At 50.6% G+C, this 20989-nt stretch carries 20 protein-coding genes and 2 riboswitches; of the genes, 12 read left to right on the top strand and 8 right to left on the bottom strand.

What is annotated here, in order from left to right; all coding sequences use genetic code 11:
• The first annotated feature begins 115 nt into the window (after positions 1 to 115).
• Entirely contained in the window at positions 116 to 1336 is a 1221-nt protein-coding gene (locus P9J64_07990) for a class I SAM-dependent rRNA methyltransferase (protein MDG5468258.1), read from the top strand.
• Here P9J64_07990 and P9J64_07995 read toward each other — a convergent pair.
• The 4 genes from P9J64_07995 to P9J64_08010 form a co-directional block, all read right to left on the bottom strand.
• On the bottom strand, positions 1313 to 3091 hold the full coding sequence (locus P9J64_07995) for an alkaline phosphatase family protein (GenBank protein ID MDG5468259.1): 1779 nt from the start codon (positions 3089 to 3091) through the stop codon (positions 1313 to 1315). The two genes, P9J64_07990 and P9J64_07995, sit on opposite strands and share 24 nt — an antisense overlap.
• 183 nt (positions 3092 to 3274) lie before the next feature.
• The gene (locus P9J64_08000) at positions 3275 to 3790 is read right to left on the bottom strand and encodes a peptidylprolyl isomerase (protein MDG5468260.1); all 516 of its coding nucleotides are present in this window, start codon (positions 3788 to 3790) and stop codon (positions 3275 to 3277) included.
• Positions 3791 to 3916: 126 nt separating this feature from the next.
• Entirely contained in the window at positions 3917 to 4984 is a 1068-nt protein-coding gene (ydiK, locus tag P9J64_08005; GenBank protein MDG5468261.1) for an AI-2E family transporter YdiK, read from the bottom strand.
• A 97-nt stretch (positions 4985 to 5081) separates the two neighbouring features.
• Positions 5082 to 5264, bottom strand: a complete 183-nt coding sequence (locus tag P9J64_08010; GenBank protein MDG5468262.1) for a hypothetical protein — start codon at positions 5262 to 5264, stop codon at positions 5082 to 5084.
• 290 nt (positions 5265 to 5554) lie between these two features.
• On the opposite strand from P9J64_08010, the gene P9J64_08015 reads away from it, so the two are divergent.
• Positions 5555 to 6415: a PHP domain-containing protein gene (locus P9J64_08015; protein MDG5468263.1), complete on the top strand. Its 861-nt coding sequence runs from the start codon at positions 5555 to 5557 to the stop codon at positions 6413 to 6415.
• 36 nt (positions 6416 to 6451) lie between these two features.
• Here P9J64_08015 and P9J64_08020 read toward each other — a convergent pair whose 3' ends face one another.
• Positions 6452 to 7012, bottom strand: coding sequence for a manganese efflux pump MntP family protein (locus P9J64_08020; GenBank protein MDG5468264.1), 561 nt, complete (start codon positions 7010 to 7012; stop codon positions 6452 to 6454).
• A 220-nt stretch (positions 7013 to 7232) separates the two neighbouring features.
• Between P9J64_08020 and P9J64_08025 the strand changes: the two genes are divergently transcribed.
• The 9 genes from P9J64_08025 (at position 7233) to P9J64_08065 (ending at position 17615) form a co-directional block, all read left to right on the top strand.
• On the top strand, positions 7233 to 8015 hold the full coding sequence (locus tag P9J64_08025; GenBank protein ID MDG5468265.1) for a DsbC family protein: 783 nt from the start codon (positions 7233 to 7235) through the stop codon (positions 8013 to 8015).
• An 82-nt stretch (positions 8016 to 8097) separates the two neighbouring features.
• Positions 8098 to 8865 carry an enoyl-ACP reductase FabI gene (fabI, locus tag P9J64_08030; protein ID MDG5468266.1) on the top strand — a complete coding sequence of 256 codons (768 nt, stop codon included), beginning with the start codon at positions 8098 to 8100 and terminating at the stop codon, positions 8863 to 8865.
• A gap of 194 nt (positions 8866 to 9059) precedes the next feature.
• Positions 9060 to 10697 carry a GTPase HflX gene (hflX, locus tag P9J64_08035; GenBank protein ID MDG5468267.1) on the top strand — a complete coding sequence of 546 codons (1638 nt, stop codon included), beginning with the start codon at positions 9060 to 9062 and terminating at the stop codon, positions 10695 to 10697.
• 51 nt (positions 10698 to 10748) lie between these two features.
• Positions 10749 to 12455, top strand: a complete 1707-nt coding sequence (locus P9J64_08040; protein MDG5468268.1) for a LysM peptidoglycan-binding domain-containing protein — start codon at positions 10749 to 10751, stop codon at positions 12453 to 12455.
• Positions 12448 to 13212 carry a hypothetical protein gene (locus P9J64_08045; protein MDG5468269.1) on the top strand — a complete coding sequence of 255 codons (765 nt, stop codon included), beginning with the start codon at positions 12448 to 12450 and terminating at the stop codon, positions 13210 to 13212. The genes P9J64_08040 and P9J64_08045 overlap by 8 nt, the downstream gene beginning before the upstream one ends.
• A gap of 136 nt (positions 13213 to 13348) precedes the next feature.
• The gene (locus tag P9J64_08050) at positions 13349 to 14077 is read left to right on the top strand and encodes a hypothetical protein (protein ID MDG5468270.1); all 729 of its coding nucleotides are present in this window, start codon (positions 13349 to 13351) and stop codon (positions 14075 to 14077) included.
• Positions 14078 to 14114: 37 nt separating this feature from the next.
• Complete coding sequence (locus tag P9J64_08055) at positions 14115 to 14825, top strand: Smr/MutS family protein (protein ID MDG5468271.1); 711 nt, start codon at positions 14115 to 14117, stop codon at positions 14823 to 14825.
• A 153-nt stretch (positions 14826 to 14978) separates the two neighbouring features.
• Positions 14979 to 15067, top strand: a riboswitch (cyclic di-GMP riboswitch).
• A gap of 99 nt (positions 15068 to 15166) precedes the next feature.
• Positions 15167 to 16039 (top strand): hypothetical protein, encoded by an 873-nt coding sequence (locus tag P9J64_08060; GenBank protein MDG5468272.1) that lies wholly within the window; start codon positions 15167 to 15169, stop codon positions 16037 to 16039.
• Between the two features lie 19 nt (positions 16040 to 16058).
• Positions 16059 to 17615, top strand: a complete 1557-nt coding sequence (locus tag P9J64_08065) for a hypothetical protein (protein ID MDG5468273.1) — start codon at positions 16059 to 16061, stop codon at positions 17613 to 17615.
• Between the two features lie 176 nt (positions 17616 to 17791).
• Here the strand turns inward: P9J64_08065 and P9J64_08070 are convergent, their stop codons facing one another.
• From P9J64_08070 to P9J64_08080, 3 genes are all read right to left on the bottom strand, one after another.
• Positions 17792 to 18493, bottom strand: coding sequence for a hypothetical protein (locus P9J64_08070; protein MDG5468274.1), 702 nt, complete (start codon positions 18491 to 18493; stop codon positions 17792 to 17794).
• A gap of 147 nt (positions 18494 to 18640) precedes the next feature.
• Positions 18641 to 19216 carry a cytochrome c3 family protein gene (locus tag P9J64_08075; GenBank protein ID MDG5468275.1) on the bottom strand — a complete coding sequence of 192 codons (576 nt, stop codon included), beginning with the start codon at positions 19214 to 19216 and terminating at the stop codon, positions 18641 to 18643.
• A gap of 126 nt (positions 19217 to 19342) precedes the next feature.
• The gene (locus P9J64_08080; protein ID MDG5468276.1) at positions 19343 to 20485 is read right to left on the bottom strand and encodes an SMP-30/gluconolactonase/LRE family protein; all 1143 of its coding nucleotides are present in this window, start codon (positions 20483 to 20485) and stop codon (positions 19343 to 19345) included.
• 195 nt (positions 20486 to 20680) lie between these two features.
• Positions 20681 to 20772, bottom strand: a riboswitch (cyclic di-GMP riboswitch).
• Between the two features lie 129 nt (positions 20773 to 20901).
• On the opposite strand from P9J64_08080, the gene P9J64_08085 reads away from it, so the two are divergent.
• Positions 20902 to 20989: IS1595 family transposase (locus tag P9J64_08085; protein ID MDG5468277.1), on the top strand; the 88-nt coding region annotated here is incomplete at its 3' end.

Consider the following 20989-nt stretch of genomic DNA (forward strand, 5'->3'; position numbering starts at 1 on the left):
TCGTGCTAATTAATTGTAAAGGTTAATTTTACCCTTGAAATTACCTGTTATAGAATAAATTCTTTTACTCTGTGTCTTTGCGCCTTTGCGTTAAGTGTTTTGAAAGGTTTTAAACGTGTCTGCCCGTAAACAACTCCGCTGCACCATCGGTTCCGAAACCGTACGTATGCTCAATCTCGGTCACCCCTGGGTGATCTCTGACCGCTTTACCTCAAATTGGCCAAAGACCGCGTGTGGCAGCCTTGTCGAGCTTGTGTCTGAAAAAGGGGATTCGCTGGGGACGGCGCTTTGTGATCCGGGCTCACGAATCGTTGCCCGCAGATTGTCGAGTTCTGTGGTTCAGCTCGATCAACAATGGCTGACAAAGATGTTGCAGCAGGCTCAAGTAAGCCGGAGTTGGCTGGACTTTGGTGATACAAACGTGTCTCGTCTGGTGAATGCAGAAGGTGACAGTTTGCCAGGTCTGACCGTTGATCGCTACGATGACTATCTCATGGTGCAATATTATACTTCGGCCTGGGAGAAGCACCTGGAGGTTTTGTCCTCGGCCTTGCAGGAGGTCTATTCTCCCGTGGGTATCTATTGTAAGTACCGCCCGCAGGAAACCCGCAAGCTTGCTTCTGGAAAAGAGAGTAGGGCACCGCAAGGCTGGTTGTTGGCCGGCGATCCTGCGCCACAGGACTTGACTGTTCGGGAAAATGGATTGAACTACCGGATTGATCTTGTGAAAGACCTGCACACCGGATTGTTCCATGATCAGCGACAAAACAGGCTGGGTTTTCGGCGTCAAGCAGCGGGCTGCCAGGTGCTCAACTTGTTTGCTTACACCGGGGCCTTCTCTGTGGCTGCTGCCGCCGGCGGTGCCACGCAGGTTACCAGCGTCGACGCCTCTGGCCGTTATCTAGATTGGGCGCGTGATAATTTCAGGCTCAACGGGATTGATCCTGAAAGCCACGAGTTTGTTACCGGTGACTGTTTTGTTGAATTAGATCGCCTGGCCAAGGCGGGGCGCAGTTTTGACCTGGTTTTTGTTGACCCACCGAGCTTCTCCACCACCCGCAAGAGTCGCTTTACGACGAGTGGTGGTACCTCTGAACTGGTGCAGAAGGTATTGCGCTTGATGCCGACCGGCGGGCTTCTGGTGACTTCGTCGAATCTGCAGAAGATGCCCCTTGAGAAATATCTCAAGGAATTGCGCAAAGGCAGCCTCGCCGGTGGGCGTCACCTGCAGGTGGTCGAAGTGTCAGGGCAGGCAGAGGACTTCCCCTTCTCACCATGTTTTCCGGAAGGGCATTATCTCAAATATGTGGTCTCAGTCGTGCAGGATAAAATCTGAGTTTATCAACTCTTCATGTTTTCTTGGGGACTCCTGCTGCGGAGGCCTTTTCTCTTCTGGCTCATCTTCACCGACCTGGGCTCTGAAAATCTCGTGGTATAGAAATTCATAACCGCTCAAGCGCTCTTTTTGCAGAACAGGGTGGTCCAGGGGCAAGATGATGAAGGGGCGAGACTGTTCTCCTCCAACAGAGCCATGACCACCAACTTGATCGTCAAAGCAGGCAATCCCTTCTTCATCGAGAGCGCCGAACAGGATCAAGTCACCGCAGCGTGGCCCCAGGCCAAAGCGGTGTAGCTTTTCAAGCAGTTCGTACGGTGCTCCGTAAGGTCGCAGAAAAGCGAGTTCGTCCTGTTGAAAGCGTGGATTGTCCGTAACTGTTATCTTTCCACCGCTATGGAAAATCATCAACTCTCCCTCGTTTTCACCCCGGGCCAGAACAAAGCCTATCCCCTTATGCTTCTGTAAAAACCGCAACAACAGGGGCTGGGCCTCTTCAACCTGTTCCCAGTTGAGAGGAGCTTTTGATCCGGTAATGTAAAGGTGCGCCAGGCTGCTGGAGTAGGTGATCACCACACCCCCTTCGGGGTCGATTTTCAGAGTCTCCGGAACCAGAGCTTGGATTTTCTTTTGCAGGTGATTCTTGGTGCGACGATAGATGCGATGCCGCCAACTTTTTTCTCGGGCCTCCAGTTCGTCCTGCAGGTACCCAAGCTGTAGCCGGGTCGATTCCAGTGCTCCGGACGATACCGAAGCTGTCTGGTTCTCGCGTAGGAAAGCACTGACAGCATCACCAAGGGTCGTGCCGAAGCGATTCTGGAAAGGGTAGCCCGGGGTTTGCCCATGGTCGGAGAGAATGACCAGAAGATAGTCAGCTCCTGGAACATGATCGACTGCGCGCAAGATCTCACCGATGCGTCGGTCAATGTAGCGCAGATTTTTCAGCGCCGGCCAGGATTCCGGCCCAAAGTGATGAGCGATCTCGTCGTAGCCGCTGTATGTAGTGTAAATGCGTGGTGTCCCGGCATAGACTTCGGCGATCACCCCAAAGGTCTGCATCTCACGCAGGATAACATTGCAGAAAATACGGATGAAAGGGAAGAGCCCCTCCTGGGTGCTCCAGGCTTTTTTTCGTTTATGATGCCACTCATCCTTGCGATTGGCCCAGAACTCATAAAAGCTGGCCAGAAACATTCGGCAGGTTCGCAAGGGGTTGAGCAACAGGAGAAGAAGGATACGAAAGCCGCCAAGGCGGCCGAAGAGTGTCTGTGGATGGGGTGAAGAAACGGTAAAGATGCTGCGTTCAGCGTCGCCATCGAGAATGTTCGAATAAGAGGCGCCGCCCGTGAGTAAACCCCTTTCCCCGGCAAACAGAGATTCACGAAAAATCTGAACATGGTCCGGGTCATTGCAGGATATAATCTGTCCGGATTCTTTCTCGAACCAGCGAAAGGCCGGAATGGCGTGGTCGTTGCCGTAGAAGAAGGTTGATTGAGCCGCCGGCGTCGTACTCGGCAGGCCGGCCTGGTACTCGACCAGCTTGTGGCCGCGGCGCAGGTAGCGCTCCAGGTGAGGAAGGTAGCCCCGATCAAGGGCTTGTTGCAGATAGGGAAAGGCCAGGCCGTCAATCTGAATTCCGACGAGCCCCTTTTGTCGACCGTTAAGCAGGCGTTCTTGACGTTCCTTGCGAAAGGGGAACAGCTTCAGGCCGTAATAACAATGGGCCAACCATTTGGTCAGTGTGCGTTGTGGCATGAAGCCCTCCTCGCCGACCATTATAGCAGATTAGTACCCCAGATTAGAAAAAGGAAATGAGGGCTGTTGAAGATGAACCTGGAATTAGGTAAAAAAGGGGACTGTTCTCTTCATGAGAGCAGTCCCCTAGTGGGTCTGTTCGTCGCTTTTATCTGAGGTCTTTCCGCGTTCCTCGTTCCGTCCCTACTCGACAGTCACTTTCTGAATGGTAATGGTCTCTACCGGAACATCCTGATGCATCCCTTTGTTGCCGGTTTTGACCTGGCGGATGGCATCCACCACATCCATGCCATCGGTTACTTTGCCGAATACAGCATAACCGAAGCCTTGCGGAGTTGGTGCTGTGTGATTAAGGAAACTGTTCTCGCCAACATTGATGAAGAATTGGCTTGTCGCACTGTCGACGACATTGGTGCGTGCCATGGCGACTGTACCATGATCATTCTTAAGCCCGTTTGCGGCTTCATTCTTGATGGGCGCCTTCTTGTTGCTCTTGTCGCTCATGTCGGCAGTCAAGCCACCGCCCTGCACCATAAAGCCGTCGATGACCCGGTGAAAGATGGTGTCTTCGTAGAAGCCGTCATTGGCGTAAGCGATAAAGTTAGCGGTGCTGATTGGCGCATTGACGGCATCGAGTTCGAGGACAATGTTGCCCATGCTGGTTTCGATGCGAACGGTTGGATTGGTTGTTTCAGACATTATTTTTCTCCTTGCTTTGGATTGAATGTGGCAGGTATAGCACGACCTGAGAGGCGAGGCAATCGTCAGTGGACGTGGACCGGATAAGTCACTTGAGGGAGATTGGCTGTCCTCGCTAACGGCAACTCAGGTCGTTGTCTCTTCATTGTTTTCTTCGTTGATCCAGGCGAGCATAAGGGTATAGCAGACAGCCAGCAGTACGGGCCCTATGAAGAGGCCAATAACGCCAAAAGAGATCAATCCGCCAATAACACCGGCAAAGATCAGTAGCAGGGGCAGGTTAGCGTTACGACGGATCAGGTACGGCCGTAGAAAGCCGTCCATGCCCATAACGAAGATCGACCAAATCAGCATGGCGATCCCCCATCCCGTGCTACCGCTCCAGAAGAGCCAAATGATAGCTGGAATCAGAACCGGCCCGGCACCGATTTGAGCGATGGTCAGCATAAATATCAGTGCCGTTAAAAGAGAGGCATAGGGGATGCCAACCACCGCCAGGCCAATCCCCGCGAGGAGAGATTGGGCAAGAGCCGTAACAACGACCCCTTGCGCGACAGCTCTCACGGAAAGAGCGGCGAGGTTCGTTGCGTGCTCACCACGCTCTCCTGCAATGCGGTGAGAGAGGCGAAGCATAATCTTTGCCGCGTCTTCTCCGTTCATGTAGAGAATTGATGCTAGAATCAAAGTTAAAAGCAGATGAAGAAACATGAGGCCGAAGCTTCCGGCCTGTGCGACCAGCCATCCACCTATGTTACGCATGTAGGGGGAGAGGCGCTTGGTGAGCTCTTCGGGTGCCGTGGTTGAAGTTTTTTGCCAAAACTCGGCAACGGATTTGCCGACGAGGGGGATTTGGTCAACCCAGTCTGGTGGTGCCGGGATGCCTACGTTGACCAGCTCTTTACTTAAAGCAGTGATCTGTGGGGCATTTTCAGCGATGGTGCCGACGGCTAAGGTGAAGGGGATGACAAACACCAGAACCAGCAGGCCAATCACGATCATTACGGCAGGGCGACGACCATGAACCTTCTTCTGGATAATCAGCAATAGGGGCCAGGTTGCTATCACTATCATGGCGGCCCATATCAGGGCGGGCAGAAATGGACGCAAGATCCAGAAACAGGCTGCGAGCAGGGCACCAATCAGAACGATGGCGAGGGTGCTTTTGGTCAGGTCTCTCTGAATTGTCTCAGGCATGGAGTCCCCTCAAATAAGTATTGATATTCATAAGTTGCTGTAATTTCGAGGATTGTGGCATAAGTCGAAGTGAATTGCACCTTCTGAATTTGGACTCTTATAGTGGCTTTGGCTGGCAGACCGATTCCGGAACGTCAGCTTTTGCTCCGCATTTAGAGCAGACTACGGTTGGCTTGGAGGATTGCTGGTCGATCTCCATCATCAAGCCCTTCTTGAAGAGTTTACACATGTGGGTTGGGTGCTTTTCAGGTTTCCAGCAGTCTTTGTCTTTTTTGCCCATGTCATTTACTCCGGTATCTGTGGTTTGTTGTGCCTGTAAATTTACCACAGTTATTGCTAGATGTAAGGTGCGGGGGGGTATCTTCTGAAAAGAAAAAGGGCTGTACGGATATGAAACTCTTTATAGTGGGTGTCACAGTGGGTCAGGTTAAGTCTGACCTATTACAAATCAGGCCTAAAAGATTTGACAATGTTTACTCTATTGTTTAGCCCTTTTTGCCCCTCGTTCGTCGTTTTTCAATTTGTGTTAACATGGCCTGAAACTATTCCTGCGAATGATAGGTGCTTGCGATGCATAAGCTGGTTGATCTTCATCTCCATAGCCTTTTTTCCGATGGCATCTTAACGCCTAAAGAGCTGGTTGCCGAAGCAGCTTCTCTCGGTTTGCGCGCAATAGCCTTGGCTGATCATGACAATGTCGATGGTGTTCCGGAAGCGCTTGCAGCAGGGCTCAAGTACGATGTTGAAATTATTCCTGCGGTAGAGCTCTCCGTACAGTGGGAGGAGCTGAGCGATATTCACCTGCTCGGTTATGCCTTTGATCATAAAAACGCAGCCTTGCAGAAGGCGCTTGCTGAATTCAGGGACTTTCGTGCCGGGCGCAGTGAACGCATTCTTGTCAATATCAACCACCGCTTAACAGGAGAGGGACGACAGCCTCTTGATTATGCCGATGTTGCAAAGCGTGCCGGTGGCACCATTGGTCGGCCTCACATCGGTCAGGCCTTGCTCGCAGCAGGTTACGTCAAGGATATGGAAGAAGCCTTCACACGTTACCTGGTCCCTTGCAACGAGCCGAAGAGGTTTTTCCCCCTCGAAGAGGCGATCCAACTGATCCGCGATGCCGGTGGTTGTACGGTCCTCGCCCATCCGGTCTTTATCGGGGTCAGCGATGTCCGGCTTGGCGAGTTGCTCGATATCTTTATCGGTCTGGGCCTGGATGGCGTGGAAGCGTACAGCTCAGGAACCACCAATGATGGTATCGATCGTTATATCACCATGGCCCGCAGGAGAAATCTGATCGTTACCGGCGGCTCTGATTTTCATCAACCGATCAAGGGTGGCGTTGAGATGGGGAAGGGCAGGGGGAACCTGAAGATTCCTTACAGGTGTGTCGAAGAGATTCGGGACGTTGTCGGAAAGAGAGGTTAAGCCCCTTACCGATTATGTATCCTATCGTCTGAAATTTTAAGTTGACAGGTGCTCAATCAAAATTTTGAAACCAATCGCAATCAGAACCAACCCACCAAAAATTTCTACGCGGGACCCCCAGCGATCACCGATACGGCCGCCGAGAAGCATTCCGATAATCGTGAGGATACCGGCGACCAGGCCGATCACCAGAGCGGGCATCCAGATCGAGACACCGATCACGCTGAGAGAAAACCCGACGGCCAAGGCATCGATACTGGTGGCGATAGAGAGTAAAACCAGGCTCAAGCCTTTGGTCGGGTCGCGATCATCGGTTTTCTCTTCGTCGCTGAAGGCCTCATAAATCATGCGGCCACCGATGATCGCCAGCAGGCTGAAGGCGATCCAGTGATCCCAGGCTTCAACCCATTGTATGATGGTGAGTCCTGCCAGCCAGCCAATCACCGGCATCAGCGCCTGGAAGAGCCCGAAGTGGAAGCCGAGCCGAAAGAGGTGCCGACCGGTCAGACGTGACAACACGGCACCCGTGCCGAGTGCAACGGCGAAGGCATCCATGGCCAAGGCCAGGGCAAGTCCTGTTAAGGTGATGGCATCCATTTTGCTTTGTTATCCCTCTGCGATAGAGACTTTGGGGTGGGCCTAAGGCGAGTTATTACGGAAGATGGAGCGAATTGTCAACCATTTCGCTTTTTATATGTCTAACCCTTGTAAAACATGATAGCTATTCGTTATTATGACGAAGTCAAAAATTTCGCCAGATAAACAGGTTGCATGTCAAATAACTGCCGACTTAAGAGTCGGAGAAGGACGAATTTAAATGCGTTTTATTCTCATTGTTGTTGCGCTGATTTTTTGCTCCCAGACTACTTTTGCCATGACTGCTGATGGTTGCGGTGCTGGTACTTGCAACGATTGCCACAGCATCACCAAGGAAGAGACGTCACTACTTTTGGGTACCATGGTCGATAAAGTGAATAGCGTGGAATTCTCTGAAATCCCCGGTATGTGGGTGGCTGAAGTTGAGAAGGGTGATAGGAAATTGCCGGTTTATATCGACTTCTCCAAGCAGTACCTGGTGTCCGGTAATGTGATCCGCCTGGATGATAAGGAAAACCTGACCAAAAAGCGTAGCGCTCGGATGAATAAAGTTGATGTCACTAAGATTCCTCTTGATGATGCTCTTTTGCTTGGTAAACCGACGGCCAAAAACAAGGTTGTGGTGTTTACCGACCCGGAATGCCCCTATTGCAAAAAACTGCATGAAGAGTTGAAAGAGGTTGTCCGCATCGATCCGAACATTGCCTTTCTCATCAAGCTGTTCCCGTTAAAGATGCATCCCAACGCTTACGGCATTTCCAAGAGCATCATCTGTCATGATTCTATGGAGTTGCTGGAGCTCAGCTTTGCCGGGAAGCCGGTTCCATCGGCCAATTGTGAAACAAATGTGGTGGACCAGACGCTGGCTTTAGGACCGACCCTGGGTGTGACCTCGACACCGACTCTGATCATGCCTGATGGATTGGTTGTGCCTGGCTATAAAAAAGCGGAAGCGCTCTTAGCGATAATCAGTGAGAATGTCGACCAGGCGGCGAAACCATAAATTATTGTGGCAAAGCTTGCCTTCGATGCGTCTATCTGGTATGAAACCTACCAGCTATCTAATATTTCAGGAGGAATGATTGATGGGTTTGATGACTGGCAAGCGCGGTGTGATTTTCGGTGTCGCTAACGATAAAAGTATTGCCTGGGGGATTGCACAGCAATTGCATGAGGCCGGTGCCGAACTGGCTTTTACCTACCTGAATGAAGCACTGGAAAAGCGCGTCCGTCCTTTGGCCGAGAGCCTGGGCTCAAAAATTATCCTGCCCTGCGACGTTGGCGCGGATGAAGATGTTGAAGCGGTTTTCAAAGAGTTGCAGAAACAGTGGGGAACGATCGATTTTGTTGTGCACGCTGTCGCTTTCGCCAACCGTGAAGATTTGAAAAACCCCTTCTCCCAGACGAGCCGGGAAGGATTCAACTTGGCCATGGATATCAGTGCTTACTCACTGCTTCCCATGACTCGTTATGCCATGCCTTTGATGCCTGAAGGGGGCAGCATCGTGACGATGAGCTACCTCGGCGCTGTGATGGCTGTTCCCGATTATAACGTTATGGGCGTTGCCAAGGCAGCATTGGAAGCCTCGGTGCGTTACCTGGCGGCTGAGCTTGGCCCCCGCAAGATTCGGGTCAACGCCGTGTCCGCCGGTCCAATCAAGACTTTGGCCGCTTCCGGCATCGGTAACTTCAAGCAGAAACTGCATACCATGGAAGAACGCAGCCCCTTGCGGAGAACTGTTACTCAGGATGAGGTCGGTAAATCAACCCTCTACCTCCTCTCCGATCTTTCCACGGGGGTGACTGGAGAAGTTCACTACGTCGACGGTGGTTTTAACATCTCGGCATTATGATGTTTGTGTAGAGGAGATACAACGATCTTAAAAGGCCCTTAGCGGGCCTTTTTTGCGTAAAAGACAGAACTGGAACGCAGTGTGCAGTAAAAATAGATCTAACGACCACCACAAAGACTGTCCCCGCAGTTAAGGGGACTGTCCCAAAGCTTATAAATAATACAGATAACCAATCACTGATAACTGGAACCTCAATGATTCACGGTAGTACCACAGGCCTAAAATCAAGCCAGGTCAAAGCGCTCGAGCGGATTTACCAGCGTCGTCTGCCTGCTGGAGAGATGATCACTCCGGAGCTTGCCCGCTATCTCACCGAGCAGTCGCGCGAATTACGTCGTCAGATCGGCCTGATTATCGATCGCAGCGGCGAAGTCAAATATGTGGTGCTGGGCGATGATCGCGAAATCGTTATTCCCGATCTGAGTGGTTACGGCATGGGACGCAGTGGTCTGCGCGGCCTGCGTTGTATTCACACCCATCTCAAAGGTGAACCTCTCTCCCAGGACGACCTCAATGATCTGGCCCTGTTGCGTCTCGACATGATGGTCAGTCTCGCCGTTGGCGATGATGGCTTGCCCGGTGCCGTCAATTACGCACACCTGATCCCGCCTGACCCTGAGGGGCAGATTCATCTTTTACAGAAAGCTTCTTCGCTCTATTCTTTGGATCTTGATTTCGGCTCTTTCATCCGCGCTCTCGATGCCGAATTGGAGCGCTCACGCTCGGAATCCCTTGACCTTGGAGACACCCGGGAGAAGGCGATTCTGCTTTCCGTGACCCAGGCGCCGCTTCGCGAGGCGGAAGATGCTCTAGACGAGCTGACCGAGCTGGCTCGTACCGCTGATGTGGTAGTCCTCGATCGCATCATGCAGCGTTCCCGCAAGATGAATCCGCGCTCCCTGATGGGGGAGGGCAAGCTCAAAGAGGTTGTCATCAGTGCTTTACATAGGGGCGCGACTCTACTGGTCTTCGATCAAGATCTCACCCCGGTCCAGGCACGCACGATTACCGCCATGACCGACCTGAAGGTCATAGACCGCAGCCAGTTGATCCTGGATATCTTTGCTCGTCGAGCGCACACTCTGGACGGCAAGGTTCAGGTTGAGCTGGCTCAGCTCAAATATATTCTGCCGCGTTTGTCCGGTAAGGGCACGGAGATGTCACGCCTGATGGGCGGTATCGGTGGTCGTGGGCCGGGTGAAACCAAACTGGAAACGGACCGCCGTCGAATTCGTGATCGTATCAGCCGCCTCGAGAAGCAGCTCGCTTCCCTGAGTAAGGGGCGGCTACAGAGACGCCAGAAACGCATCAAGAAGGGTGTGCCGATTGTCTCAATTGTTGGCTACACGAACGCCGGGAAATCGACTCTCCTTAACGCCCTGACTCAGAGTGAGGTCTTTACCGAAGACCTGCTCTTTGCCACTCTCGACACCTCGACCCGTCGTTTGCGTTTTCCCGAGGACCGGGAAGTGATTATTACTGACACGGTCGGTTTTATTCGGCAACTGCCGAAAAGTTTGATGGGTGCCTTCAAGGCGACCCTGGAAGAAATGGTCGATGCGCATCTGCTGCTGCATGTTGTTGATATCTCCAATCCTCGTTTTGAAGAACAAATTCGCGCTGTTGATCGTATCCTGAGTGATCTCGACCTGGAAGAAATACCAAGAATCCTGGTCTTTAACAAAATTGACCTGATCCCCGATGAAGAGGTTGCCCCTCTCTGTCGACGTTTTGAAGCGATCGCCGTGAGTGCGCAAAGAAGAAAAACTTTTGCTGACCTGCTGCGGGAAATGGAAGAACGCTGTTGGGGCGAAGAATTACGTAGTATTTGACACTTAGCGCGTTTTTCGTGTAGCCTGTGCCCGCTTTAGGAGGTTTAATTAATGCGGTTTTTTAAAGTAACTCTCTATCTCCTGGCAGGGTTGACCCTGGCAGGTTGTTTCTCAACAAATATCCCCTTGCTGTCTTCTGAACCCCTCGAAGAGAGCTCTCCTCAGCCCCTGCTTGAGGTGGCAGCTCCTGCTGTGCCTGTGGATGAAGCGACTGATGTCAACCATAACGAGTTACTTGCAGACTCGCTGTTTGAAGAGGTGGTTGAAGAGAACCTTGCCGAACAGGTTGAGCCTCTTGATGCCGAGACTCTCGCTGATAATCAGCTTTTGCAAGGTGTCGATCAGGATCCGCCTGAGGATCCGGGGCAAACCCTTGCTCTTCAGGAACCGGTCTACGATTTTCCCGTCGTGGAGAATGAAAAGGTCCGCTATTATGTTGACTACTACACGGGTCGGGCGAGAAAAACCTTCAAAATCTGGTTGGAGCGTTCCGGTCGTTACTTACCGATGATGCGTGAAATCTTTGCCGAGGCCGGACTGCCAAAAGACCTTGCTTACCTGGCTATGGTTGAGTCGGGCTTCAATGACAAAGCTTACAGTTGGGCTCATGCCGTGGGCCCCTGGCAATTTATCGAAAGCACCGGTCGTCGCTACGGTCTGAAGAATGACTGGTGGCACGACGAGCGCCGAGACCCGGAGAAGGCCACGCGCGCAGCAGCCCACTTCCTGAGCGACCTGTACAAGAGCTTCGATGGCGACTGGTATCTCGCTGTCCCTTCCTATAACGCAGGTCCCGGCAAATTGCGTCAGGCCGTCAAACGTTACAAGACCAGGGATTTCTGGGAACTCAGTCGTGGAAAATATCTGCAGGCTGAAACCAAAAACTATCTGCCAAAGCTCCTTGCCGTCATCCTGATCGCGAAGCAGCCTGAGAAATATGGTTTTACTGACCTCGAGTACCAGGAGCCAATCGCTTACGAGACGATGGCACTGCCCAGTAGTACTGATCTGGAAGTGCTTGCGCGTTTGAGTGATTCAGACTATGCCTCGATTAAAAAACTCAATCCGGAGTTGAAACGTTGGTGTACACCGCCTGCAGCCAAAGGCTTTGAAGTTCGTCTCCCGGTCGGTTCACAACCCCTCTTCGCTGAGAAGTATGCGCAGCTTCCTAAGCGTGAGCGGGCCAATTATGTGCGTCACAAGGTTAAATCGGGCGATACTCTGCTGGCCCTTTCACATCGCTATGGGGTGCGTGTTACGGATATCAAACGTCTCAACAGTATCAAGAACTCGCGTACTATTCAGATTGGTACCAACCTGATTGTGCCGCTCAATCCTGATTCAAACGGTTTGAAGCCGCTCGCCGAACTTAAGGATGATTACAAGCGTTCACGACTTTCACGCTACACGGTACGCTCCGGTGATTCCCTCTGGAAAATATCACGCAAGTTTAATGTCACAGAGAAGCAACTGCGCGTCTGGAACAAGCTGGGTTGGAGTAATACGATTCGACCAGGTCAAAGCCTGATTGTCTCCTCGAAAAAGACGTCTAAAAAACAAATAGCGAAGGTTAAAAAGACCAGTGGGCCAGTAACCAAGATGGTCTACACGGTACGTTCCGGCGATACGCTCTGGGCGATCGGTCGCGAATTTGCAGTTGACACAGGCCAGATCCGCAGCTGGAATAACCTTGCGGAAAACCATGTGCTGCAACCGGGTGAAAGTCTGACCCTGCACGTGAGCAGCAACCGTGGCTGAGCTTGAACAAGCCGCTTTTCTGTATGATCTCCCCGAAGAACCACCGGCAGGGTTTTCCCGTCTCTATTATGGCGCCGAGTTCTGCTTCTGGCGTCTGCCCTCTATTGAAAAAACGCTGGCTTCCAGAGCCTGGGCACGCCGTTTTGATTGGGCCTATACCCTGGTGACGCCGGTTCTCGGCGAGGCCGAACGGCGGCAGCTTGACAATTATTTTAAAACAGTCCTGCCCGAACTGACTTGCGGTGATGAGGTCCTGATCTCTGACTGGGGAGCTCTGGAACTGTTACGTTCTGTGCGTGATGACCTGACGGTGATCCTGGGTCGAGCGCTCTCAGGTCAGAAGCGTGGGCCACGTATCCTCGAGATGACCCTGGGGGCCGAGCAGTCTGAATATTTCCGCCGTGGATCCTGGCACAATCGCGACGCCGTGGAACTGCTTGTCGAGAAAGGGGTCACGCGCATTGAACAGGACAACCTCCTGCAGGGGCTTGCTCCTCTTCCGGTCCCTCTACAAGGCTCTTTACATCTTCCTTATGCCATGGTCACTTCGAGCCGTAACTGTCCGTTTCGCACCTCCCCCGAATTTGGCCCTTGTGCTGCTCCTTGTGGAGAGACCTTTACCCTGAAAACAGAGGAGACAGAGCCTCTTCTTTACCAGGACGGCAATACGCAATTTCTGCACAATGAGACCTTGCCGAATAACCTCTCAAATCTCGGTATCAACCGCATCGTCACACACCCAGAACTGGTAAATTGAAAGCTTCAGGTTTCTCAATGGCAAGTGGTGTGTGGCACGTGGCGCGTGCCTCTTCTAAGGATTTAGTTTGCTTTGACAACCTCGATGCAGGCTGATAGTATACGTCGCTCTAAACCACTCGAAAGGACTTTTTTTCATGCTGTCTGTACTCATTGCATTAGTTGCAGGCTCCGCGCTCGGCGCCGCCCTGTATTTCACCACCAGCTTGCACCCCGCTATTTCCGCGATTACCGCTTTGGTCGGCTTTACTCTTATCTACGTGCTTATCCTCAAACAGGTGATGAAGGCTGTTGGCGATGCCATGGAGGTGGTGCAGAAAGACATCATGGCCAATCGTCCCGAAGCCGCGGTTCATAAGCTGGAGGGCGTAAAGAAGAAGTACCAATGGTGGCAGTTCTTCATCGACAAGCAGATGAATGCCCAGATCGGCATGGTTTATTACCTGCGTCGCGATTTCAGCAAAGCCTACGATTATCTTGAGAAGGGCTTTGTGCGTCACTGGGTTGCTATGGCGATGCTGGCGATTATCCAGATGAAGCGCAACCAGCCTAAAAAGATGATTGCGACTTTTGACAAGACCGTCGCTGGAACCCGCAAGGAGCCGTTGCTCTGGAGCCTCTACGCCTTCTGCCTCGACAAGATCGGTGATCGCAACAAGGCTGTCAGCGTCATGGAAAAAGGCCTGAAAAAGGTTGGCAGTGATGAGCTGATGAGCTCCAACCTGGAAGCTCTTAAAACCGGCGGTAAGATGAAGATGCAGGGTTACGGTGACCTCTGGTTGCAGTTCCAGCTGGAGAAGCAGGGCGCCATGATTCGTAAGCAGACCAAGGCCATGCAGGGTCGACGCAAGATAGTCAGAAGATAACGGCGTCGCCGTGTGACTCTTAATCAAGGTTATAACCATGGCCAAGAAAAAGTCGACGAAACAGAAGAACTCGACACCGAAAGAATTTTCCAGCAGCCCCTTCAAGAATTTGAAGGGGCTGTCTGCGTTGAAGGAGCCACCTGCTTTGCCAAAAAGTGTGGACGATCAGAAAAGCAGCGTGACCGGGAATACCGCTCCGCCTTCAAATGATGGAGTTTCTTTTGCTGATGAGATGGGTTTTCTCGGGGTGAGGCCGCTGCCAGGGAAGACGATTGAAGAGCATGCGCCGAAGCAGGGTAGAGCTGTACAACCTCCTGTTTTGCCCGAGAAATCCAAGGAGGAGCGCGACCAGGAGGCCTTTCTTGAGGCCTTGGGGTCCATGGAAAAGACTTTTGTCGATGAGTGGTCAGAGGAGGAGCCTGTCAATAAGGCTGTCCCTCGTCGTATGAAGCAGGTTGAACGTGGGCAGCTCAAGCCTGAAGCCGAGCTTGACCTGCATGGGTTGACCGTTGAAGAGGCTTGTACAAAGGTTCAATTTTTCCTTCAGGATGCCCTCTATCAGGGATGCCGGACCGTTCTTGTCATCACTGGCAAAGGGTCGCATTCAAGCGATGGCCCGGTGCTGCGCACTGCTATGGAAAGGTTGCTGGAGTCTCAGAGAGAACTTGTTCTGGAATGGGGGCTGGCGCCGCAACGTTACGGTGGTCGTGGGGCCTTGATCGTTTTTTTACGTCAATCCGGAGCTTAGTCCTTTCCTTGAAAGAACACCGTCAATCCCAAGATTGAATGCCCGCTGAGAAATTGTGAGATATTTTTGAGGTGTATGTGTTAGAGTAGCCGCATAATCATAAATGTTAAAAGGAGAGTCGTCCTAAAGTGTCGTGACTCTCCTTTATGACCAAGCCGACAAGAGCAAACCATCTGCAAGGGTGGGACGCAAAGCCTCCGGTCCTGGGACAGTTACTGTTACAGGAAAGCGGGGTTGCCGAAGCAGGATCAAGCGTCCCCACACCTCCGAATGGTGTGGTTTTTTTGTTGGCGCTAATCCACAATAATTCAAAACGTTTTTACGCTTTGAGGGAGGCCAAAATGTCTCGATTTAAAACCCTGCCAATCATGCTTCTGCTTATCTTTTTATCCAGTTCTACATTATCTGCTGCCACTTATACGGAATGCTACCAAAGCGCCTGTGCCTTTATAACGGTTCCTGACAATGTCGTGGCAAATGAAGATTTTGAGGTGACGGTTGAAGGTTACCTGGAGGGAGGAAGTTCCTTTGGTACGACCTCATACATGTTCCTCGAAAATTCCGAATGGAGTTATGACCACAACAACATGGTAAGAACTTCGGCTGCGCCGCTTGATGTTAAAGGTGTTAATTGGGGTTCTTCTTTTTTGAAAACATATACTTTGAATAGGGCCGCTGGAGATTATTCCTTCACCTTTGTTTTCGGTTACCGTAATTTCGCAAAAGATTGGTACGATGTCGCTGTTGAGGCAACCATTACGACCACAAGTTCAGCGACGCCAGTCGCTTTTGACATCAAACCTCAATCCTGTCCAAACCCACTGAATATAAAGAAAAAAGGCATCTTGTCAGCGGCTATTGTTGGCTCGGAAGAACTCGACGTGACACAGATTGATCCCGGAACGATTAAAGTTGCCGGATTATCTCCGATTCATTTTGCCTATGAAGATGTGACCGAGCCTTATTATCCGTTAAGCGGCAAAGCCTCTGATATGGATTGCACCGACGCTGGCCCTGATGGTTTTCTTGACCTGAATTTAAAGTTCAGAGCCCAGGATTTTTATGCAGCTCTAGAGGAAGTAACAGGTGAGCCTTTGCGGAGAGGAGATGGTGTTGTGGTGGTCATGTCTGCTGGTTTGATCGCCGTTGGTGGCGACTCTTCGGCCGGGTTGCTGGTCGGAGAAGATGTGGTTCGCATCATCACCAAGAAATAATCGTATGAGGCAACAAGCTATGATCTTTCTGCGTAGAGGAACTCTTCTCCTGTTAATGGCCCTTTGCTGGTGTTCCTCCCCGGCCTTGAGTGCTGAAATTGACCTCGTCAGTCGTTCGGGATTCGGTACGATAGGGAATGGACCAAGCTCAGAACCTGACATTAATGCTGATGGCCGGTTCATTGCTTATGTCTCAGATGCAGACAACCTGGTCGATCATGATCCTGGTTCCTGGTACTGGAACACCGATCCGGATATCTTTGTCCTCGATCGAGACAGCGGTCTCGTGGAAAATGTCAGCCGCGATCTGAATCCGAACAACTACTGGTTTTATCAAACAGTTTGCAAGAGCCCGTCACTCAATGCCCGGGGAGACCTTGCGGCTTTTTCGTGTGCCAGCGGATATCACATTTCCTACCGCCAACTTTTTCGTATCTTTCTTTATGATCGATTGTCTGGTTCTCTCGGCTTGATAACTCAGGGGCTTTCCGGTCGCCTGGTTAATGGAGCCAGTGATGAGGTCGTGATAAGTTCCGACGGATCGACTTTAGCCTTTACCTCTCGCGCGTCCAACCTGATCAGTACTGATTCCGACCAGAGTTCAGATATTTATCTTTACGATATTCAAAATGCGACCCTGGAGTTGGCCAGCATCAACGTCAATGGCGAAAAAGGCAATGGGCCAAGTAAAGAGGCCTCATTGAGCGGTAATGGTCAGCTTATAGCCTACGTCTCGGAGTCTGATAACCTAGTGGATGGTGATGGCAACAACGCTGCAGACATCTTTTATTATGATCGCCAGGACGGCTCAGTCCAACGCATTTCCTCTCCAGGAAATACTGATTGCGCCGAACCTTCTCTGAGTGGAGATGGCAGTTTGCTGGCTTTCTCCGCCTCCGACGGCACAGGTGGCCAGAACCTCTATCTCGTCGCCCGTGACGGCGAGCCCCGGTTTATAGCAAAAGGGAGCTCGCCCGCCTTGAGTCTTGATGGTCGTTTTCTTGCCTACGTCGCAAGGACTCCGGGCCTTCCTTCGGATGTCAAAGGAATCCTCCGACTTGATCTCGAGAGCGGCGTCCATGACCTGGTCAGCACAACTTTGCCCGGGACCTTGAATGAGGGTGATTCCGTTGCTCCTGCTATGACTGAACATGGTTCCATGCTGGTCTTCTCTTCAAAGGACCCCCACCTGGTGGTCGGGGATAATAACGCCAGTCAGGATGTTTTTATTGCCGAAGCCGCCGTTGACACAACGCCACCTGAAATCCACCTGGTGCTGAGTACGCAAATTCTTTGGCCACCCAACAAGAAGTCTGTTGAGGTTTTGGTCGGTGGCTCTGCCACGGACGATAGCGGGTCCGTCGAAGTCGAAATCACCCTGAATGACGAATACGGTAGCACCATCGGTCAGGTTGTTCCAGGTTTTGGCAGCTCTCTGTGGCTCGAAGCCTGGCGCGATGGTAATGACACCGACGGTCGGACATACACAGTTACAGCCGTTGCCGTCGATGCCGCCGGTAACCGTAGCGAACAATCCGCCACTGTTCTCGTTCCCCATGACATGCGGAACAAATAAGCCCGTGCTGGCTTTCTGACGTGCCCCTTTATCCGAAAGCTCTTGCCAATAAGAATGGCCATCGGAGATCGAATCCTGATGGGCTTGGTTTTTTTGGCACGTTTCATCAGGCAAACAATCTGCACCTCTTGACCATAAAATCCATCTCACCCCAGACAGATCCTCTACTCCGAGTCTCAGTAACATTTAATCATTTGATCATTGTCTCTGCGCTCGAAGCCCGCATAAATGCCGTCTTCTCTTTGGCTTCGTAAGCAATCTTTACCAACAACAGCCCAGCCTTCAGATCTTTTAAATTTGACGACCTTGTTTTCTGAAAGCAAGTAATGCATCGCTCTGCATCCGATGCTATATGTTTTTCCAGAGGTAAAGTGTACTTCAATGAGTTCCCCCGCATTTTCCCCACGCAGGTAGTTCCTCTGGGCGAAGTAGGCCACAGTCGTCAATGCGAAAACAAAAAAGAAAAGATCCTGTGGCCGAAAGGATTCAAGAAATACTGAACTGAGCATCTGAATGTCTTCAGGAAAACGCCGTGCAGAAAGAACCTGCCAGTAACTTACTCCCATTTTGGAGCTGAATAACGCCAAGCCTGCCAGTACATTGCTGAGTATGCCACCGAAAAGCGTTAGCATCAGCGCACTGGGAAGGTTAAAACGTTGAACGCCTTTCGGTCTTAAAAGGTGAACACTCCCTATTGCAGCACCTAGTAATATGACAAAGGCGATGGTAAAGACTCCGGTGAACAATGTGAAGAACACCCAGATGCCGGCAACCAGAACTGTTACCATTACGCGTGCCAGGTGAAGAATCAGAATCTGACCTGGGGCCTCTCCATCTGAGGCCGTTCTGAAATACTTGATGATTTCCCAACGCTCCATAAAAAAGAATTTTTTACTTTATTTTTCAGAATCATTGCCGCCCCTCCTTTCCCTTGACTCCACTCAGCAGATATTTACTTCGTGAATCCAAGATGACGCCTCTATGTAAGCTTTGAGGAACGAAACCCGGCATTTAATGCTTAAAAATCAGGTACTGTGACAGTCCAGGCAAAGTGTTGACCCCTGGTTTGAGATCCTCAAAAGAGCGATCTCTTCACGATGCGGGCTATGGCAGGTTGTGCAAAGAATGTAGTTATCATAAAGTTTCAGGCTGGTCTCCTTGAAATTCTGGTTCGAACCAAACGCGTAATATTCTACGAAAATTTCATGGTTTAAACCTGGCTCTGCCTCTGTTATGTCTGTGTGGCAATTTCTGCATGATCTTTGCAACGAGCCAATTTTGTTCCAGCTGGCTTCATTCTTTATGTCTTGAGGGAATATTACATCTGTTGTGTATGCCTCAGGGTTGTCCTTGCCCCCAATGACTGTTGCAAATTTGTGGCAGGTATCACAAACGCTCTGGCAGTCTTTAGGGTCATCACTGAAAGGCACTTCGAAATCTTCCCAGCAGGCTGATGCTTTTTGATGGATGCTTTGATGTTCAGGGGGCGTAAGTGGGGGCTCTGTAGAGGAGGCTGCTTCTGAAATGGTTGTGCCCGTCTTGATAACACAAACGAGGACGAGAAGAGTTCTTATTGTTAATGAAAAGGTCCTTTTAAGCATAGTGACCTCCTGTAGTGGACTCAATCCTTACATTAGACAACTCAGCATTCTCTACGAGTGGAGAACGGTTACTTTCCCTATCCATCTCACAGTAGATAGAGCTTATTGCCGGGAACAAGTTTCAGCCTATTCGCCACCCAGGCCGATGTAAATAAGAGCATATTCCTTGCTGCAATTTGGGCAGACGACTTTTCTCTGTTTTTTCTTTACTTTCTTTTCTCTCTCCTTATGGTCATTGTTTTCTTGCTTGTCTATTAAGGAGATTGCTTCCTTTGCTTTTCTCTGCTCAGCTAACTCAGATTTTCTCTTTTCGATATAGTTGTTTAGTGCTTCAATGTCATCTTCTGTAATGGGATTTTCTTCCAGATAGGTTTGTGTCAGAACCTGCCAAACGCTGAATCGATTGTTCAGGTCATCCGTAATGATTATTCTGTCTTTTCTGTCGATGTGAATATCATTTGGGCGATTTAACCCCATGGAATGATTGGTCGGCTCTTTTGCCATGGTTGCAAAAAGCAGTTCTCCGTTCTGAGCGAATGTAATCAGGGCTGCACTTCCCTGATCAATGATATGAAGCTTCTCCTGGCTGTCGAAGGCTAGGTCCCATGGTCTTTTGATGACGGAATCACCCTTATTCTGCTTGATTTTGAAAATTTCCAGAAAATTTCCGGCGTTGTCAAATATCTTGATTTCCGAGTTGCCGGTATCGGCGACATATAAGTTGCCTTCAGGGTTAACGGCCAGACCGTGGGGGGAATTTAACTTGGCTTCAGCGTTCTCGCCACCGCCAATTTCAAAAAGTAGTTGGCCGCTCCTGTCAAAAGCAAATACTTTGTTGAGAACAGAATCCGAGGCATAGATCGTCTGGGTGGCTGAGTCTATGGCAATTTTTTCCAGTTTTTCAAATTTTAAATTTCTGCCAATCAAGGCGATAGACTCCAGGTTGCGGTCAAAAACTGTGATGACGCCTTTTTTCTGGTCTGCCACCATAAAGTTGTTTTTACCATCAATGGCAATATCGACAGGATTTTCGAAAAGGGAGAATTGTCTTTTGAAGAGGTTGCCGGTCTTTTTCTGGGAAAAATCAAAAACCTTGATCTCTCCGCTTCCCCATTCTGTAACCAGCACCGTATTAGCGTCCATTGTGGTTACGCTTGTTGGGCGGGAGAGGTTTTTCTGCCAGTCTTCGCCTAAAACAGTCTCGATGAATTGGCTGCCTTTGCTTGTGGCAAGATCGGTCTCTGAGTTAAAAACTCCGACAAATTCCAATTGATACTTGTTGGGTGTAGGTGGCCATAGTCGCCTGATTTGGGGAGTGTCTGTGGCGTGGCAAAGTGATGCAAATATAACGACTGGAAAGAAAATGAGAAGACTGCGGAGGGCTAGAGTACACATGGTTCCCCCATCTCTGAGTAGCGGTTACCCCCTGTTACTGATTGAATATCATCGTCCGATAACGTTCAGCTTGGGAACCCGGCTATCTTGTGGAGGAGAAGGGAAGATAAAGATCCGTGGCTTTCCGTCCCTGCCTCACGACAGGTTTGGTATTGTCAACGAAGCTATCGCTCAACACATTTCCATTTAAACTCAGGGTTAGAATTTGTCAAGAAACTCTAATTGTTTGTCTGTTATGCGTTCAATTTAGAGGCTGTCCTAGATAACTGAATTTCGTCTAGGATAGCAGTATGCGTAAAAGTCGTTTAAGTGAGTCCAAACAACAACGCTTAATTGAGCTCTTTATTTCAGGGTCAACGGCCCGAACAGCCGCTGCCC

Source organism: Deltaproteobacteria bacterium IMCC39524 (assembly GCA_029667085.1).
Classification (GTDB): Bacteria; Desulfobacterota; Desulfuromonadia; order Desulfuromonadales; family BM103; genus M0040.

Excerpts from the sequence above, each read along its gene's own strand:
- P9J64_08070 (MDG5468274.1), bottom strand. The coding sequence starts at position 18,493 with ATGGAGCGTTGGGAAATCATCAAGTATTTCAGAACGGCCTCAGATGGA.
- ydiK (MDG5468261.1), bottom strand. The coding sequence starts at position 4,984 with ATGCCTGAGACAATTCAGAGAGACCTGACCAAAAGCACCCTCGCCATC.
- P9J64_08060 (MDG5468272.1), top strand. The coding sequence starts at position 15,167 with ATGTCTCGATTTAAAACCCTGCCAATCATGCTTCTGCTTATCTTTTTA.
- P9J64_08000 (MDG5468260.1), bottom strand. The coding sequence starts at position 3,790 with ATGTCTGAAACAACCAATCCAACCGTTCGCATCGAAACCAGCATGGGC.
- P9J64_08025 (MDG5468265.1), top strand. The coding sequence starts at position 7,233 with ATGCGTTTTATTCTCATTGTTGTTGCGCTGATTTTTTGCTCCCAGACT.
- P9J64_08010 (MDG5468262.1), bottom strand. The coding sequence starts at position 5,264 with ATGGGCAAAAAAGACAAAGACTGCTGGAAACCTGAAAAGCACCCAACC.
- P9J64_07995 (MDG5468259.1), bottom strand. The coding sequence starts at position 3,091 with ATGCCACAACGCACACTGACCAAATGGTTGGCCCATTGTTATTACGGC.
- P9J64_08050 (MDG5468270.1), top strand. The coding sequence starts at position 13,349 with ATGCTGTCTGTACTCATTGCATTAGTTGCAGGCTCCGCGCTCGGCGCC.
- hflX (MDG5468267.1), top strand. The coding sequence starts at position 9,060 with ATGATTCACGGTAGTACCACAGGCCTAAAATCAAGCCAGGTCAAAGCG.
- P9J64_08065 (MDG5468273.1), top strand. The coding sequence starts at position 16,059 with ATGATCTTTCTGCGTAGAGGAACTCTTCTCCTGTTAATGGCCCTTTGC.
- P9J64_08075 (MDG5468275.1), bottom strand. The coding sequence starts at position 19,216 with ATGCTTAAAAGGACCTTTTCATTAACAATAAGAACTCTTCTCGTCCTC.
- P9J64_08040 (MDG5468268.1), top strand. The coding sequence starts at position 10,749 with ATGCGGTTTTTTAAAGTAACTCTCTATCTCCTGGCAGGGTTGACCCTG.
- fabI (MDG5468266.1), top strand. The coding sequence starts at position 8,098 with ATGGGTTTGATGACTGGCAAGCGCGGTGTGATTTTCGGTGTCGCTAAC.
- P9J64_08020 (MDG5468264.1), bottom strand. The coding sequence starts at position 7,012 with ATGGATGCCATCACCTTAACAGGACTTGCCCTGGCCTTGGCCATGGAT.
- P9J64_08015 (MDG5468263.1), top strand. The coding sequence starts at position 5,555 with ATGCATAAGCTGGTTGATCTTCATCTCCATAGCCTTTTTTCCGATGGC.
- P9J64_08055 (MDG5468271.1), top strand. The coding sequence starts at position 14,115 with ATGGCCAAGAAAAAGTCGACGAAACAGAAGAACTCGACACCGAAAGAA.